Consider the following 15,976-nt stretch of genomic DNA (forward strand, 5'->3'; position numbering starts at 1 on the left):
AGGGACTCCGAAAGGCGGCTGGCATGCCACCCCCTTAACGGGGGGCGGCGGCTTTGTCACGTCACGTTCATATAGGTGCGGCAATTAAGACGCCACTAGGGCAAGTCGGCGGCACGTCAGCCCGGAACAGTCAGCGTTTCAGGCGCGGCCGGTGCGGCGCAGCTGCTGATCAGGTTCGAATATTGTGCATTGATCCAGTCCAGCATAGCCGAGGAATCGGCGCTGGCAAAGCGTTCGGTGACGCCTGCGAAAATCTGGGCCGAACGGCTGTTGTCGACCATGGCGATGCCTTGGGCCGATTGGAACGTCTGATAGGCGAAATAGGCGACCGCGACCAAAAGGATGCCGCGCAGCACGCCAAACAAAAAGCCAAAACCCTGATCAATGCCGCCCAGCACCGAACGGTGGATCAGGCTGGAAAACAGCGGCGTGAAAATCGCGGTGATCATCAGCACGACGGCAAAGATCAGGCCGGCGCCGCCGATGATCGACAATTCGCAGCTATCGGCGATCAGATCGCCCACCACGGGGATGGCGCGCACGATGGGGGCGGCTTGGCCTGCGAACATGAACGCAAGGATCGCCGAGACCACCCAGCCGCCGATGGCGAGGGTTTCGCGCACAAGGCCGCGCGAATAGGCCAAAAGCGCTGACAGCAGAATGACTGCCGCAACCACCGCGTCAATGATGGTAAAGCCTTCCATGAGGTTCGTCTCCGGTTATGGCTTTAACCGCGCTGAGGGGCGGGTTGGCCGAAATTGCTTGTCACAAATCCCGCCAGATCATCGACTTCGTCCAGCGCGATGCCCTGCACCGCGCTGCGTTTGGCCATGCGGGGCAAGAATGCGCTGGTGAAACCAAGTTTTTGCGCTTCTTTCAACCTGTTTTCCGTCTGAATCACCTGACGCACCCCCCCGGATAGGCTAATCTCGCCAAAAAAGACGGTTTGCCCGCCCAAAGGGTGGTTCTCACGCGCGGACATCAGCGCAGCGGCCACCGCAAGGTCGGCGCCCGGTTCGGTGACACGCAGGCCGCCCGCCACGTTCAGATAGACATCAAGCCCCGCGAAACTGACCCCGGCGCGCGATTCCAGCACTGCCAGCAGCATCGACAGGCGCGACCCGTCCCAGCCCACCACAGCGCGGCGCGATTGGCCCTGCGGCGCGGGCGAGACCAGCGCCTGAATCTCGCATAATATGGGCCGCGTGCCCTCGATCCCGGCGAAAACGGCCGAGCCGGGGGTGGGCTTGCCGCGCTCGGACAGGAACAGGGCCGAGGGGTTTTTCACCTCGGCAAGGCCGCGTCCGGTCATCTCGAACACGCCGATCTCGTCGGCGGGGCCAAAGCGGTTCTTCACCGCGCGCAGGATGCGGAATTGGTGGCCGCGCTCGCCCTCGAAATACAGCACCGTATCGACCATATGTTCGACCACGCGCGGGCCGGCGAGGGCGCCTTCTTTGGTGACATGGCCGACCAGAATGGTGGAAATGCCGCGCCTTTTGGCCATATTCACAAGCTCGTGGGCGCTGGCGCGCACCTGGCTGACGGAACCGGGCGGGCTTTCAATCGTGTCGATCCAGACGGTTTGGATCGAATCGATGATCGCAAGGTCGGGCTTTTCCGCCTCGAGCGTGGTCAGGATGTCGCGCAGGTTCGATTCGGAGGCCAGCAGCACGGGGCTGTCCGCAAGGCCAAGGCGCTGTGCCCGCAGTTGCACCTGCGCCGCCGATTCCTCGCCCGTGACATAAATGACCTTTAGACCGTTGCGGGCAAAGCGCGCGGCAGCCTGCAGCAGCAAGGTGGACTTGCCGATGCCCGGATCGCCCCCCAGCAGCACCGCCGAGGCATGGACCAGCCCGCCGCCCAGCACGCGGTCCAGCTCGGCCACGCCCGCCTCGGTGCGGGGCGGGGCCTCGGCCATGGATTTCAGGTCGGTCAGCTCTAGCATCTTGCCGCGCCGCCCGCCCATGCCCTGTTTGGACGGGCCCGAGACGCTGAGGCCGGTATCTTCGACGATGGTGTTCCACGCGCCGCAGGATTCGCAACGCCCGGCCCATTTGGTGGTGCGGGCGTTACAGGATGTGCATTTGAAACTGGGGGAATCTTTAGCCATGTTCACCTTTTGGCCCAGATTCCCCCATCTTTCAACGCTTATTCAACGCCGTAGATTTTCCCAAGAATACGCGCCCAGGACCGTGTGCCTTTGTGGAAGGCGCGCAGATCGTATTTTTCATTGGGCGAGTGGATCTGGTCATCCTCGAGGCCGAAACCGATCAGCATCGCATCCATACCAAGGTAGGTCTTGAAATAGCCCGCGATCGGGATCGAGCCGCCAGCCCCGATAAAGGCGGCGGGGCGGGGCCATTCGTCGGTCAGCGCCTGGCGCGCCTGTGCGAACAACTGGCTGTCGGTCGACATCACGCTGGCAGGCGATGCGCCATGGCCGTGGAATTCCACCTCGCAATCGGCGGGCACCATGGCGCGCACCAGCGCGCGGAACGATTCGCGGATGGCCAGCGGGTCTTGGGTGCCGACAAGGCGGAACGAGACTTTGGCCGAGGCTTCGGCGGGCAGCACGGTTTTGAACCCATCGCCGGTGTAGCCGCCCAAGATGCCGTTGAATTCGCAGGTCGGGCGCGCCCAGATCTGTTCCAGCACGGTGCGGCCTTGCTCGCCCGCGGGGATCGACAGGCCGACATCGCCAAGGAAGGCCTTGTCGTCAAAGCCGAGGTCTTCCCATTGCGCGCGCAAAGCGTTCGAGATTTCCGGCACGCCGTCATAGAAACCGGGCACGGTGATGCGGCCGGTTTCGTCATGCAAGCTGGCGAGGATCTTTGTCAGCACGCGAATGGGGTTTTGCGCCGCGCCGCCGAAATGACCCGAATGCAAGTCACGCGTCGCGGCTTTGATGGTGATTTCCTCGCCCAGCAACCCGCGCAGCTGCGTGGTGATGGCGGGGGTGTCGGCGTCGAACATGCCGGTATCGCAGATCAGCGCGACATCGGCGCGCAGCTCGTCTGCGTTCTCGACCATAAAAGGCACGAGTGAGGGCGAGCCGGATTCTTCTTCGCCCTCAAGGAAAATGGTGATCGGGCCGGGCAGGGTGCCGGTGATGTCACGATAGGCGCGGCAGGCCTCGACAAAGGTCATCAACTGGCCCTTGTCATCGGCGGTGCCGCGGCCGCGGATCACCGTGCCTTTTTCGGTCTCCTCGAGCGCAGGCTCGAACGGGGGGCGGTCCCACAGGTTCAGCGGATCGACCGGCTGCACGTCATAATGGCCATAGAACAGAATGTGCGGGCCAGCCCCGCCCTTGGCATGGGCGACAACCATCGGATGGCCGGGGGTGGGGCGGGATGTCGCCTCGAACCCCAGGCTGTTCAGCTCGTCCACCAGCCAATCGGCGGCATTGGCCACATCGCCCTTGAACGCCGGATCGGTCGAGATCGAGGGGATGCGCAGCAGCGCCATCAACCGGTCGGTTGCGGCTGGCAGCGATGTGTCGATCTGGTTCAGAACATCCTGCAAAGTGGGGGTCGTGGACATGGGCCAATCTCTTTCACGTCTGGGAATCCGGTTGCCAAAAGACTTGCCCTGATCGCGCGGACATGTCGAGTGGTCGCGATTCTGTGTGCGGATTTAGGGAATTTTTACCCCCGATGGTCAGAATTAGAACCATTCTTATCTTGTGAACGCGATTGCAGGTTTATATGACGTCTGCGGAAGACCCACACCAAGCCCTGTTCTGGATACAGTGGGCCAGGAGACCTGAAAGGCAAGCCAGTGGACTACAACGCCCAGCTAGATGCAGCTCTTGATCGCCTTCATACCGAGGGTCGCTATCGCACTTTTATCGACCTTGCGCGTGAAAAGGGTCAATTCCCCCACGCGACCTGGCACCGCCCCGATGGCGAAAAGCAGCAGGTGACCGTTTGGTGCGGCAATGACTATCTGGGTATGGGCCAGCATCCCGCCGTTCTCGCCGCCATGCATGGCGCGATTGACGCGGTGGGCGCAGGTTCGGGCGGCACGCGCAATATCTCGGGCACCACCGTTTACCACAAAGAGCTGGAAGCCGAACTTGCGGATCTGCATGGCGCCGAATCTGCGCTGCTGTTCACCTCGGCCTATAATGCGAATGACGGCACGCTTTCGACGCTGCGCATTCTGTTTCCCGGTCTGATTATCTATTCCGATGCGCTGAACCATGCCTCGATGATCGAGGGTGTGCGCCGCTATGGCGGTGAAAAGCGCATCTTCCGTCACAATGACGTCGCCCATCTGCGCGAATTGCTGGCCGCCGACGATCCTGCCGCGCCCAAGCTGATCGCCTTTGAATCGGTCTATTCGATGGATGGCGATTTCGGCCCCATCGCGCAGATCTGTGATCTGGCTGATGAATTCGGCGCGCTGACTTACCTCGACGAAGTGCATGCCGTCGGCATGTATGGCAAGCGCGGCGGCGGCGTGTCCGAGCGGGACAATCTGCAGCATCGCATCGATATTTTCAACGGCACTTTGGGCAAGGCCTTTGGCGTCCATGGCGGCTATGTCGCGGGTTCGGCAAAGATGATGGATGCGGTGCGGTCCTATGCGCCGGGGTTCATCTTCTCGACCTCGCTGCCGCCTGCGGTTGTCGCGGGTGCCTTGGCGGCCGTGCGCCATCTGAAGCAGGACGAGGACATCCGCGCCCTGCATCAAGAACGCGCCAGCGTGCTGAAAACCCGCCTGAAGATGCTGGGTCTGCCGGTGATCGACCACGGCTCGCATATCGTGCCGGTGATCGTGGGCGACCCCAAACATACGAAAATGATGTCGGACATGCTGCTCGAGCAATATGGCATCTACGTCCAGCCGATCAATTTCCCGACCGTGCCGCGCGGCACCGAGCGTTTGCGTTTCACGCCCTCGCCCGTGCATGGGCCCAAGGAAATGGATGCGCTGGTGCGGGCTTTGGACGCGCTGTGGTCGCATTGCGCGCTAAATCGCGCCGAATTGGCCGGATAATCGCAAGAGAACGCTGTAAATTTACTTCACCTGTGATATTTCGGCCTTATGGGCGAAGTGTTTGTCGAATCAAACCTTCGCGATAACAGGCAGTGACGGGACATCTGCATGATCAGGCAGGCCTTTCGGCGCAAGAATGCGGTCGAACCGGTCGTCGAAGCCAAAGGCTTCGATGATTTTGAGCTGCGCCTTGGCGACCTGATGCGCGGTGAGCGTGCAACCATGGGCAAAAGCCTGTTGGACGTGCAACGCGAGCTGAAAATCAAGGCCGCCTATATCGCCGCGATCGAGAATTGCGACCCGTCGGTCTTTGACACGCCCGGCTTTATTGCGGGCTATGTGCGATCCTATGCGCGCTATCTGCGGATGGACCCCGATCAGACCTTTGTGACCTTTTGCAAAGAGGCGGGCTTTCGCCCGACCGCGACGGTTGTCGGCCCGACCACCACCCCGCGCGAGGAAAGCCGTGGCATGGGGCGCGGCGGTGATATGTTCACCTCGTCGCGCACACCGTTCATTCCTGCGGGCGAGCGGATGTTTTCCGGCATCGAGCCGCGCGCGATCGGCTCGATCGCCGTGCTGGCTTTGCTGGTGGCCGGCCTCGGCTATGGCGCCTGGGCCGTCGTGCAAGAGGTGCAGCGCGTCCAACTGGCCCCGGTCGAGCAGGCGCCGGTCGTCGTGACCACCGTTGACCGGCTGTCGGGCAATGCGCCGGCGCAGACCGTCAGCGTCGAAGCGGCGCCGAACGCGCCCACCAATGATGCGCTGGCGCGACTTTATCGCCCGCAAGCGCTGGAATTGCCGGTGCTGATCGCGCGCGACGGGCCGATCTCGGCCATCGCACCGGGGGCAGAGACCGCGCTGACGCGTCTTGCCGGAACCCAGCTACAGGGGCCGCAACTGCCGTCGGTTGACGGTGCTGCAACCGCCGTTACCCAGATCGCCGATGCCACCCCCAGCGTGCAGGTGACCGACGCGCCGCAAGAGCCGCTGCAATTGGTCGCGGTGCGGCCCGCCTGGGTGCGGGTCAGTGCCGCCGATGGCACGATCCTGTTCGAAGGCATTATGTCGGCGGGCCAGACCTATGCTGTGCCCGCGATGGCCGATGCGCCGCGTGTGCGCGTGGGCGAATCCGGTGCGATGTATCTGGCCGTCAATGGCGTGCCGCATGGCCCGGTCGGCGCGGCGGGGACGGTCACCTCGAATATCGAACTGTCGCCCGCTGCGGTGACGGGGCGCTTTCAGGTCGCTGATCTGTCGCGCGACGATGCCTTGGCCGAGGTGGTGCGCGTCGCACAATTGGTCACACCGCAATAATGCGTGACGCTGTCGCAGGTGGTTGAGCCTGCGGCGCGAAGGCCTTAAATTAATGTGACGGCGCAGCCCGCGCCACACGAGGACTACAATGTCACTGAATTCCATTCGTCCGTGGCGCGAGATTTACCGCCGCAAATCGCGTCGCGTGATGGTTGGCAATGTGCCGGTGGGCGATGGTGCGCCGATTTCGGTGCAGACGATGACGAATACGCTGACCACCGATATCAAGGGCACGCTGGACCAGATCATCCGCTCGGCCGAGGCTGGGGCGGATATCGTGCGTGTGTCCGTGCCGGACGAGGATAGCGCGCGCGCCCTAAAGGAAATCTGCCGCGAAAGCCCGGTGCCGATCGTGGCCGACATCCATTTCCATTACAAACGCGGCATCGAGGCGGCCGAGGCAGGCGCGGCCTGTCTGCGCATCAACCCCGGCAATATCGGCAATGCCGACCGCGTGCGTGAGGTGATCAAGGCCGCGCGGGACTATGGCTGTTCGATGCGGATCGGGGTGAATGGCGGATCGCTTGAGCGGCACCTGCTGGAGAAATACGGCGAGCCTTGTCCCGATGCGATGCTGGAAAGCGCGCTCGATCATATCAAGATCCTCGAGGATAACGATTTTCTGAACTTCAAAATCTCGGTCAAGGCCTCGGATGTCTTTCTGGCTGCCGCCGCCTATCAGGCCGTGGCCGAGGCGACCGAGGCACCGATCCATCTGGGCATCACCGAGGCCGGCGGCCTGATGTCGGGTACGATCAAATCGGCCATCGGCCTTGGCAACCTGCTCTGGATGGGGATCGGCGATACGATCCGTGTCAGCCTGTCGGCTGATCCGGTCGAAGAGGTGAAGGTCGGCAACGAGCTGCTGAAATCTTTGGGCCTGCGCCATCGCGGCGTGAACATCATTTCCTGCCCCAGCTGCGCGCGGCAGGGGTTCGACGTGATCAAAACGGTCGAGGCGCTCGAGCGGCGGCTGGAACATATCAAGACACCGATGAGCCTGTCGATCATCGGCTGCGTCGTCAACGGCCCCGGCGAGGCGCTGATGACCGATGTCGGTTGGACCGGCGGCGGCGGCGGCAATGGCATGGTCTATCTGGCGGGCAAACAATCGCACCGCATGTCGAACGACCAGATGATCGACCACATCGTCGAGCAGGTCGAACAAAAGGCGGCCTCGATCGAGGCGGCAGGGAAGGCGGCCGAATAGGCCGCCTTTTGGCTTACCCCTCGGCGCGCAGGGCAGCGACGCGGGCGCGCATGCTGTCGAGTGGCTCGTAGCCGCGCTGCATCGTATCATTCAGGATAAAGGTCGGGGTGCCGCTGATTTGCAGGGTATTGGCCAGATCATGGTTGCGACCGATCATATCCGAGACCTCGAAACTGGCCGCGCGGGTGGCGATCGACGCGCCGTCGAGGCCGAGCGTATTGGCGAGGTCAACCAGCACCTCGGGCGTGGCATCGGCGCGCAGCGTGATCAGCGCATCATGCAGGGTCTTATAGGTGTCATCGCCATAGATCAGCTTGGCCGCCAGTGCGAATTGCGCGGACAGGGTCGAGCCCTCGGTCAGGATCGGGAATTCCTTGATAATCAGACGGATATTGCCATCTGCGGCGACCAGTTCTTCGACCTCGGCAAAGGCCTGACGGCAGTAGCCGCAGCGGTAATCCATGAATTCAACGATGGTGATATCGCCGTCGGGGTTGCCGCCGACCCAGGAATAGCCGTCGTTGAACAGCTCGTCCTGCAGCGCGACGACCATTTCGCTGTCGCGATCGGCTTGGGCGGTGAATTCCTTGGCGCGCAGGGCATCGACGGCTTCCATCACCACCTCGGGATGGGTCAGCAGATAGTCGCGCACCGCAAGGCCAAAGGCGCGCTGCTCGTCCGCAGTCATTGCGGCGGGGTCAAAGGCCAGCGCCGGTGCGCTGAGGCCGCCCGCAAGGCCAAGGGTCGCGGCAAGGGCAAAAAGAGGCTGGCGCATCGGGATATCCATCACTGTTTGCCGCAATTGTTCACAGCTTGACCTGAATGCCAAGCCCCGCTCGGATCACATCTTTCCCAAGCCACTCTGGCCGGGCGGGACGGGATATGCCAAGACTGCGGCAGAGATATCAAAAGAGGCCCCCATGAAACTGTCGCAGCGTGGAGATGTTGATCCGTTCATCGTGATGGATGTGATGGAAGCCGCCCGCAAGCTAGAGGCTGCGGGCCGTCACGTCATCCATATGGAGGTGGGTCAACCCTCGACCGGGGCGCCGCAGGCGGCGCTGGCGCGCCTTGGGGACGCGCTGCAGCATGATGCAATGGGCTATACGGTGGGGCTGGGCCTGCCGGCGCTGCGCGCGCGGATCGCGCGGCATTATGGCGATGTCTATAACGTCGATCTGGACCCGCAGCGTGTCGTGGTGACGGCGGGGGCATCGGGTGCGTTCTTGCTGGCGTTCAATGCGCTGTTTGAAACCGGTGCGCGCGTCGGCCTTGGCTATCCGTGCTATCCCAGCTATCGCCAGATCCTGCGCGCGCTGGATATGCAGCCCGTTGGCATCCGAACGACGATGGAGAACCGGATGCAGCCCGTGCCTGCGGATTTGGCGGGGCTGCGGCTGGACGGGCTGTTGGTCGCATCGCCCGCAAATCCCACCGGCACGATGCTGGATCGCGCGGCTTATCAAGCGTTGAGTGATACATGCAATGCGTCCGGTATTTCACTGATTTCAGATGAAATTTACCACGGTATCGAATATGGATCAGTGGCCGAGACCGCGCTGTCCGTCACCGATGATGTCTATGTCATCAACAGCTTTTCCAAGTATTTTTCGATGACCGGCTGGCGGGTCGGCTGGATGGTCGTGCCCAAGGATCACATTCGCCCGATCGAGCGGTTGGCGCAGAATATGTTCATCTGCCCGAACCATGCGGCGCAGCGGCTGGCGCTGGCGTCTATGGATGCGCGGCCCGAGCTTGACGCGAACCTTGCCGTCTATAAAGCCAACCGCGATCTGATAATCGCCGGTCTACGCGAGGCGGGCCTTGGTCATTTCGCGCCGCCTGATGGGGCGTTCTATATCTATACCGATGTCAGCGCCTATACCGATGACGCCTTGGCCTTTACCGCCGCGCTTTTGCAAGAGGCGGGCGTTGCCGCAGCGCCCGGCGTGGATTTCGACCCCGAGGAAGGCCATCACTGGGTGCGCTTTTGCTATGCACGGCAAACCTCTGACATCATTGAGGGGATCGCGCGGATCAAGGCCTTTATGGCGGGGCGGCGGACATGAGGTTCTTCGCGACCCTTGCGCTGCTGCTGACACTGGCCGGGGGCGCACTGGCGCAGGCGCCGATGGCGGGCCTGGCGCGGATGGATGCGGCGGGCAGTGCGGTCAGTGCGGATCACATAGGCCTCAGCCTGTCGCAGGCGGTGCCGTGGCGGGTGTTCACGCTGGACGATCCGCGCCGCCTTGTCGTTGATTTTCGCGAGGTCGAATTCGGCAGCGCCGGCGCGCAGGCGATCAGCCGCGATTTGCCCGAGGGGGCCTTGCGCATGGGGCGGCTGCGTCCCGGCTGGTCGCGTCTGGTGTTGGATCTGGCGCAGCCGATGCGCATTGCGCGGGCGGGGATGCAGGTGGCGTCGGGCGATGGACGCGCGCAGTTGAATATCACCCTGCAACCCACGGATGCCGCACAGTTTAGCGTGGAATCCGGTGTCCCCAATGCCAGCGGTTGGGATATGATCCCGGCGGCGCTGCCGCGTGCGGCGGGCGATGGGCGGCTGGTGGTCGCGATCGATCCCGGCCATGGCGGCATTGACCCCGGCGCCATGCGCGACGGCGTGATCGAGGCGCAGCTTGTCCTGCAATTCGCGCGCGAGCTGGCGGATCGGCTGCAACGCAGTGGCGATTTCACCCCCGTGCTGACCCGCAGCGATGATGTTTTCGTGCCTTTGTCCGAACGCATGACCATCGCGCGCGCGGCGGGGGCGGATGTGTTCATCTCGCTGCATGTTGATGCGGTGGATCAACGCGAGGTGTCGGGCGCTGTCGTGTATACACTCGCGGCCCGCGCGGCGGATCGCGCGACGGAAAACATGGCCGAGCGGCATAACCGCGGCGATTTGCTGGCCGGCCTCGATCTGACGGGGCAGGATGATCGTGTTGCCACGGTGCTGATGGATCTGGCGCGGCGCGAGACCGGCCCCGCATCCGAGCGTCTGGCCGCTGCGCTGATCGCCAGCATGTCCGGCGCGGGGGCGCAGATGAATACGATGCCGCATAGGCGCGCGCCTTTATGGGTGCTCAATGCGGCGGATTTCCCCTCGATCCTGATCGAGGCGGGATTTATTTCCAATCCGGCGGAACGCGCGCGGCTTGATACCGTTTTGGGACGGCAGCCGCTGATCGAGGGCATCGTTCAGGGCCTGCAAAGCTGGCATCAATCCGAGGCGGCGCTGGCACCGCTGCGGCTGCGCTAGCTGGTGTTTTGACGGGAAGCTGCCCAAAGGGTATAAGGCAGCTGCACTTTCTGGGGGAGCTCGCGCTTGCTACGTTTCATCGCCTCGTTCTTTGGCGGCATCTTTTCATTCGTTTCTATGGCCTTGATTTTCGGCGCTCTTTCCATGGGCGCAGTGATCTTTGTCTATAGCCGCGATCTGCCAAGCTATGAGACGCTGACAAATTACGCGCCGCCCACCATCAGCCGAATCTATTCGGGCGAGGGGCAGATCATCGACGAATTCGCCAATGAGCGGCGTTTGTTCGTGCCTGCCGATCAAATTCCCGATCTTGTGAAGAACGCCTTCATCTCGGCCGAGGATCAGAATTTCTATACCCACCCAGGGTACGACATTCGCGGTCTGGCGGCGGTCGCGGTCGAGGCCCTGCGCTCGGGCGGGCGAGAGCTGCGCGGCGCATCGACCATTACCCAACAGGTGATGAAGGTCTTTTTGCTCGACGGCTCGCGCGAGGCCGAGCGCAAGATCAAAGAGATCATCCTGGCCAGCCGCGTCGAACAGGTCATGTCCAAGGACCAGATCCTAGAGCTTTATCTGAACGAGATTTTCCTGGGTCAGAACTCTTACGGTGTGGCCGCTGCCGCGCAGACCTATTTCAACAAATCGCTGGACGCGCTGACAGTGGCCGAAGTGGCCTATCTTGCCGCCCTGCCGCAAAGCCCCAGCCGCCTGCATCCCGTCACCAACCACGATGCCGCCATTTCGCGCCGTGGTTATGTGCTGCGCCGGATGCTGGCCGATGGCCATATCGATCAGGCCGCTTTTGACGCCGCCATGGCCGAGCCTTTGCGCACCGTGCAGACCGGCGATATCGAAAGCTTCCGTACCGCCCGTCCGCCGCGCGATTACTTTACCGATGAAATCCGCCGTCAGCTGTCGCGCTCGTTCGGCGAGGATCAGTTCTTTAACGGCGGTCTGTCGATCCGCGCCACTGTGAACCCGCAATTGCAGGATGTCGCGGCGCTGGCGCTGCAGCGCGCGCTGGAAACCTATGATCGTGGTCGCGGGCGTTGGCATGGCACGGGGCAGGTGATCGATCCGGCGCTGCTGGGCGATGAAGTCCTGTGGCGCACGGCGCTGACCGCGACCGATGTGCCGCGCGATATTGCGCTGGATAGCCCGTGGCTGCCTGCCGTTGTGCTGGCGGTCGAGGATAGCCAGTTGCGACTGGGGATCGAGGGCGTGGCATTGGACGATGCCGAAACGCCCGTCGTGCCGCGCGCGGATATCGAATGGATGCGCGGCAATTTCCATGACAATTTCACCGCCGGTGATGTAGTGCTGGTGCGCCGCATGACGAACGACAGTAGCGGCGCATTCGTGCGCTGGACGTTGCGTCAGGTGCCCGCGGTCGAGGGCGCGTTCATGGCGATGGACGTGAACACCGGCCGCGTGTTGGCCATGCAGGGCGGTTTTTCCTATCAATCCTCGGTGTTTAACCGCGCGACCCAAGCGCGCCGTCAGCCCGGCTCTAGCTTTAAGCCCTTTGTCTATGCGGCGGCGCTGGATAGCGGTTATACGCCTGCCACGATCGTCGTGGATGCGCCGGTCGAAATTATGACCCCGCAAGGCCCGTGGCGTCCGCAAAATGCCTCGAACCGCTTTTATGGCCCGACGCCGCTGCGCACGGGGATTGAACAGTCGCGCAACCTGATGACCATTCGTCTGGCGCAGGAAGTCGGCATGGATGTGGTCGCCGAATATGCCGAGCGGTTCGGCGTTTACGACACGATGAACCCGGTGCTGGCCGCCTCGCTGGGGTCCGAGGAATCGACGCTTTACCGCATGGTGGCGGCCTATGCGATGTTCGCCAATGGCGGCGAGCGGGTCGAGCCGACGCTGGTTGACCGCGTGCAGGATCGCTATGGCCGCACGATTTATCGCCACGACCAGCGCGAATGTCTGGATTGCACCCTGCCGACGCTGCAAGCCGGTGTCAGCCCGACGATCCATTCGGAACGCGAGCGGATCATGAACGAGGTCACGGCCTATCAGTTGACCTCGATGATGCAGGGCGTGGTGCAGCGCGGCACGGGCAGCTCGATCAACCTGCCGGTGCCGATCGCCGGCAAGACCGGCACCACCAATGACGCGAAAGACGTCTGGTTCATCGGCTATTCGTCGAACATCGTCGCAGGCTGCTATATCGGCTATGACACGCCCGAGCCGATGGGTTCGGTATCGGGCGGCGGCACCTGCGGCCCCGTGTTCCAGCGCGCCATGGCCGCCGCGATCGAGGAATATGGCGGCGGCCCGTTCCATATTCCTGCCGATTGCCGCTTTATGAATATCGACCGCTTTTCGGGTGCGCGTCTTGGCCCCGATGCCAGCGGCCCGAATGTACAGGCGGAATGTTTCCGTGCGGGCGAAGAGCCGGTGTTCGGCATCACCTTTGACGGCGGTTTTGCGATGTCGGCGGACCTGCCACTGGTGGACGAAGTTGTTGCCGCCTCGCGCAATGTCACCAACTCGTCGGGCGGCGCTGCGACGGTCGGCGATAATGCCTCGTTCGGGACTGTGACCTCGGGCGGTCTTTACTAAGGGTGGCTTTACTGATCGCCCCTGCCGGTCTAGAAGCGGCTCCAATTCTTATACACCGGGACAGCCATGCGTAGCGAAACGCGAGATATCATTGCCGCCATTGAAAAATCTATCACGCTGGTGGCCCAGCGGATGGACCGTGAGACGGCATCCTATCGGCTGGAAGAGTTCAACGCCCGCGTTGAAGATCCGACGCTGTGGGACAACCCCGAGGCCGCGCAAAAGCTGATGCGCGACCGTCAGGTGCTGCTGGACAAGATCAGCAATGTCGACGCGCTGGAACGTGACCTGCGCGACAATATCGAGCTGATCGAGATGGGCGAGGCCGAGGGCGATGATGATGTCGTCGCCGAGGCCGAGGCTGCGCTGCGCGCCCTGCGCGATGTCGCCGGCAAGAAAGAGATCGAGGCGCTGCTGGACGGCGAGGCCGATGGCAACGACACTTTCCTCGAGATCAACTCGGGCGCGGGCGGCACCGAAAGCTGCGACTGGGCCTCGATCCTGGCGCGGATGTACGTCCGCTGGGCCGAGAAAAAGGGCTATACAGTTGAAATGCAATCGGAAAGCCCCGGCGAAGAGGCGGGCATCAAATCGGTTTCCTATAAGATTTCCGGCCATAACGCCTATGGTTGGCTGAAATCGGAATCGGGCGTCCACCGCTTGGTGCGCATCTCGCCTTACGATTCTGCGGCGCGTCGCCACACCTCGTTCAGCTCGGTCTGGGTCTATCCGGTGGTGGACGACAATATCGAGATCGAGGTGCAGGACAAAGATATCCGCATCGACACCTATCGCTCGTCGGGCGCGGGCGGCCAGCACGTGAACACCACCGACTCGGCCGTGCGGATCACCCACTTGCCGACCGGCATCGTCGTGACCAGCTCGCAAAAGTCGCAGCACCAGAACCGCGATATCGCGATGAAGGCACTGAAATCGCGCCTCTATCAGATCGAGCTGGACCGCCGCAACGCCGCCATCAACGAGGCGCATGAGTCCAAGGGCAGTGCGGGTTGGGGCAACCAGATCCGATCCTATGTGCTGCAGCCTTACCAAATGGTGAAAGACCTGCGCACCTCGCACGAGACCTCGGACACCCAAGGCGTGCTGGACGGCGATCTGGACGGTTTCATGGCCGCGACGCTGGCGATGGATGTCTCGGGCAAAAGCCGCGCCGAGGCGAATGCCGAAGATTGAGTTTAAGCCTAGGGTTTTCTTGCGGGTTTCCGCTGGATAACCCCTTGCAAATATCGCGCTTCTCGCGCAAGAGAAACGCGTTGGACAGTTGGCCGAGTGGTCGAAGGCGCACGCCTGGAAAGTGTGTAGGCGGGAGACCGTCTCGAGGGTTCGAATCCCTCACTGTCCGCCATTATCCCTATAAGATACTGAAAACGCGTAGTTAATTTCGCGTTTTCCACATTTGCCCAGAATGTTTTCCAATGTTCTGATCTTGTTCCGTTCCGACAACGGCGCGGCGACGGTCAGCTGACTTGGTATAGTGATCGACCTCTTTCAGTGTTTCGTGCCCCGTCCAAGCGCTAATCTGGTGCGCCGTGGCACCGCCCTCTGCCAATTCGGTGGCGAGGCTTTTGCGCAGCCCGTGCGCGCTTTTCTTAAAACCAGCTTCCATCGCAGCCTCGCGTATCATCGTTCCGAGAGATTTTTCCGACCGGGCTTTGCCGCGTGCATCTAGATAGGTCATCTGACCCGCAAGTGCCTCGAGGGCGTGGTGCATGATGGCCCGGTCTTCGGAAAGGTGCGCTGCGAAATCAGGTAGGGGGCACGACCATGGAATATGTGCCGGACCGTCAGTCTTAACCTGCCGATATGTCAGCACGCCACCACGCACCATTCCCGGCCCAAGGCGAACAGCATCGCTGATCCGCGCGCCGCTAAAGCGCAGAAGCTCGAAGGCAGCACGTGTTGCTGATCCCATTGGCCAGCGTGTGCGAAAAGCTGCGATTTCATCCTGCGTCCATGGTGGGTGGCCGCCTTTGCTCTTTGCCTTAGGCATGGCGACGTCGAGCGCCTCGTTGCGCTCCAGCAGATTGGTCGCCACCCCGAAACTACAGAGGAAGCGCCAAGTGCGAAGTCGGTGGCCTTGTGAAGTGCTTTTCGGAAGGTTTGCCCGGATATGCCGCGATCTAAGTCCCCGCGCGGGAAGCTCGCCGAATTCTTCCACCAGCGCATCGCAATGGCGGCGGAACATGGCGCGGGTAGCTAGTTTCGATTGGCTATAATGGTCTGACTTTAGCGCAGCTCGCACCAACGCTGCAAAAGATCCAGCGGCTGCTGGTGACTTCTCGGGGTTGGCGGACTTTGCTTCTGCGTAGGCCCTTAGGAAGGCTGGATCGTCCATCGGCAAGTCCGGCAGCTTCACCAAAGGAAAGCCTCGGCGCTGAAAGTAGCGATAGGTCTTTCCCCTCCGTACCACCGTCTTAATCCCTTCAAGCGTCACTACGCTGCCCCTATAGCTTTGTCCCATGCGTCCTCTCCGGTTTCGGGTTCGGACGCTAAGTCTGTTTGTGTGTCTGTTGCAAGGATCATTACGCTACCATCACGCATGATGCGCAGCGCTATGACCGGCTTTCCTGCGCCTTCAAGCG

12 protein-coding genes and 1 tRNA gene are annotated in these 15,976 nt (G+C 62.2%); 8 read left to right on the forward strand and 5 right to left on the reverse strand.

Annotated features, from left to right (window positions below; all coding sequences use genetic code 11):
- Window positions 1–116 precede the first annotated feature (116 nt).
- The 3 genes from KVU_RS03665 to KVU_RS03675 are packed head-to-tail and all read right to left on the reverse strand — an operon-like array spanning window position 117 to window position 3,546.
- A complete protein-coding gene (locus KVU_RS03665) occupies window positions 117–704 on the reverse strand; it encodes a CvpA family protein (protein ID WP_014537618.1) in 588 nt (195 codons plus the stop codon).
- 23 nt (window positions 705–727) lie between these two features.
- The gene (gene radA / locus KVU_RS03670) at window positions 728–2,113 is read right to left on the reverse strand and encodes a DNA repair protein RadA (RefSeq protein WP_013383991.1); all 1,386 of its coding nucleotides are present in this window, start codon (window positions 2,111–2,113) and stop codon (window positions 728–730) included.
- Between the two features lie 38 nt (window positions 2,114–2,151).
- Entirely contained in the window at window positions 2,152–3,546 is a 1,395-nt protein-coding gene (locus KVU_RS03675; RefSeq protein WP_013383992.1) for a M20/M25/M40 family metallo-hydrolase, read from the reverse strand.
- A gap of 237 nt (window positions 3,547–3,783) precedes the next feature.
- Here KVU_RS03675 and hemA point away from each other — a divergent pair, with 237 nt between their 5' ends.
- From hemA to ispG, 3 genes are all read left to right on the forward strand, one after another.
- Window positions 3,784–5,007, forward strand: coding sequence for a 5-aminolevulinate synthase (hemA, locus tag KVU_RS03680; RefSeq protein WP_013383993.1), 1,224 nt, complete (start codon window positions 3,784–3,786; stop codon window positions 5,005–5,007).
- Window positions 5,008–5,115: 108 nt separating this feature from the next.
- On the forward strand, window positions 5,116–6,324 hold the full coding sequence (locus tag KVU_RS03685; RefSeq protein ID WP_013383994.1) for a helix-turn-helix domain-containing protein: 1,209 nt from the start codon (window positions 5,116–5,118) through the stop codon (window positions 6,322–6,324).
- An 88-nt stretch (window positions 6,325–6,412) separates the two neighbouring features.
- Window positions 6,413–7,534: a flavodoxin-dependent (E)-4-hydroxy-3-methylbut-2-enyl-diphosphate synthase gene (gene ispG, locus KVU_RS03690; protein WP_013383995.1), complete on the forward strand. Its 1,122-nt coding sequence runs from the start codon at window positions 6,413–6,415 to the stop codon at window positions 7,532–7,534.
- 13 nt (window positions 7,535–7,547) lie between these two features.
- Here the strand turns inward: ispG and KVU_RS03695 are convergent, their stop codons facing one another.
- Window positions 7,548–8,321 carry a DsbA family protein gene (locus KVU_RS03695; RefSeq protein WP_013383996.1) on the reverse strand — a complete coding sequence of 258 codons (774 nt, stop codon included), beginning with the start codon at window positions 8,319–8,321 and terminating at the stop codon, window positions 7,548–7,550.
- 133 nt (window positions 8,322–8,454) lie between these two features.
- Between KVU_RS03695 and KVU_RS03700 the strand changes: the two genes are divergently transcribed.
- The 5 genes from KVU_RS03700 to KVU_RS03720 all read left to right on the forward strand — a co-directional run bounded on the left by KVU_RS03700 (window position 8,455) and on the right by KVU_RS03720 (window position 14,739).
- On the forward strand, window positions 8,455–9,603 hold the full coding sequence (locus tag KVU_RS03700; protein ID WP_014537620.1) for a pyridoxal phosphate-dependent aminotransferase: 1,149 nt from the start codon (window positions 8,455–8,457) through the stop codon (window positions 9,601–9,603).
- On the forward strand, window positions 9,600–10,793 hold the full coding sequence (locus KVU_RS03705) for an N-acetylmuramoyl-L-alanine amidase (RefSeq protein ID WP_014537621.1): 1,194 nt from the start codon (window positions 9,600–9,602) through the stop codon (window positions 10,791–10,793). Before KVU_RS03700 ends, KVU_RS03705 begins: the two co-directional genes overlap by 4 nt.
- A 66-nt stretch (window positions 10,794–10,859) precedes the next feature.
- Window positions 10,860–13,373, forward strand: coding sequence for a penicillin-binding protein 1A (locus KVU_RS03710; protein WP_014537622.1), 2,514 nt, complete (start codon window positions 10,860–10,862; stop codon window positions 13,371–13,373).
- A 66-nt stretch (window positions 13,374–13,439) separates the two neighbouring features.
- A complete protein-coding gene (prfB, locus tag KVU_RS03715) occupies window positions 13,440–14,567 on the forward strand; it encodes a peptide chain release factor 2 (RefSeq protein ID WP_013384000.1) in 1,128 nt (375 codons plus the stop codon).
- An 82-nt stretch (window positions 14,568–14,649) separates the two neighbouring features.
- Window positions 14,650–14,739, forward strand: a tRNA-Ser gene (locus KVU_RS03720).
- 30 nt (window positions 14,740–14,769) lie between these two features.
- Here the strand turns inward: KVU_RS03720 and KVU_RS03725 are convergent.
- Window positions 14,770–15,855, reverse strand: a complete 1,086-nt coding sequence (locus KVU_RS03725; RefSeq protein ID WP_013384001.1) for a tyrosine-type recombinase/integrase — start codon at window positions 15,853–15,855, stop codon at window positions 14,770–14,772.
- Window positions 15,856–15,976: the final 121 nt, after the last annotated feature.

Source organism: Ketogulonicigenium vulgare WSH-001 (assembly GCF_000223375.1).
Classification (GTDB): Bacteria; Pseudomonadota; Alphaproteobacteria; order Rhodobacterales; family Rhodobacteraceae; genus Ketogulonicigenium; species Ketogulonicigenium vulgare.

What these genes read in the sequence shown, in the direction of transcription:
- KVU_RS03665 (WP_014537618.1), bottom strand. Translation starts at nt 704, where the DNA reads ATGGAAGGCTTTACCATCATTGACGCGGTGGTTGCGGCAGTCATTCTG.
- radA (WP_013383991.1), bottom strand. Translation starts at nt 2,113, where the DNA reads ATGGCTAAAGATTCCCCCAGTTTCAAATGCACATCCTGTAACGCCCGC.
- KVU_RS03675 (WP_013383992.1), bottom strand. Translation starts at nt 3,546, where the DNA reads ATGTCCACGACCCCCACTTTGCAGGATGTTCTGAACCAGATCGACACA.
- KVU_RS03685 (WP_013383994.1), top strand. Translation starts at nt 5,116, where the DNA reads ATGATCAGGCAGGCCTTTCGGCGCAAGAATGCGGTCGAACCGGTCGTC.
- ispG (WP_013383995.1), top strand. Translation starts at nt 6,413, where the DNA reads ATGTCACTGAATTCCATTCGTCCGTGGCGCGAGATTTACCGCCGCAAA.
- KVU_RS03695 (WP_013383996.1), bottom strand. Translation starts at nt 8,321, where the DNA reads ATGGATATCCCGATGCGCCAGCCTCTTTTTGCCCTTGCCGCGACCCTT.
- KVU_RS03700 (WP_014537620.1), top strand. Translation starts at nt 8,455, where the DNA reads ATGAAACTGTCGCAGCGTGGAGATGTTGATCCGTTCATCGTGATGGAT.
- KVU_RS03705 (WP_014537621.1), top strand. Translation starts at nt 9,600, where the DNA reads ATGAGGTTCTTCGCGACCCTTGCGCTGCTGCTGACACTGGCCGGGGGC.
- prfB (WP_013384000.1), top strand. Translation starts at nt 13,440, where the DNA reads ATGCGTAGCGAAACGCGAGATATCATTGCCGCCATTGAAAAATCTATC.
- KVU_RS03725 (WP_013384001.1), bottom strand. Translation starts at nt 15,855, where the DNA reads ATGGGACAAAGCTATAGGGGCAGCGTAGTGACGCTTGAAGGGATTAAG.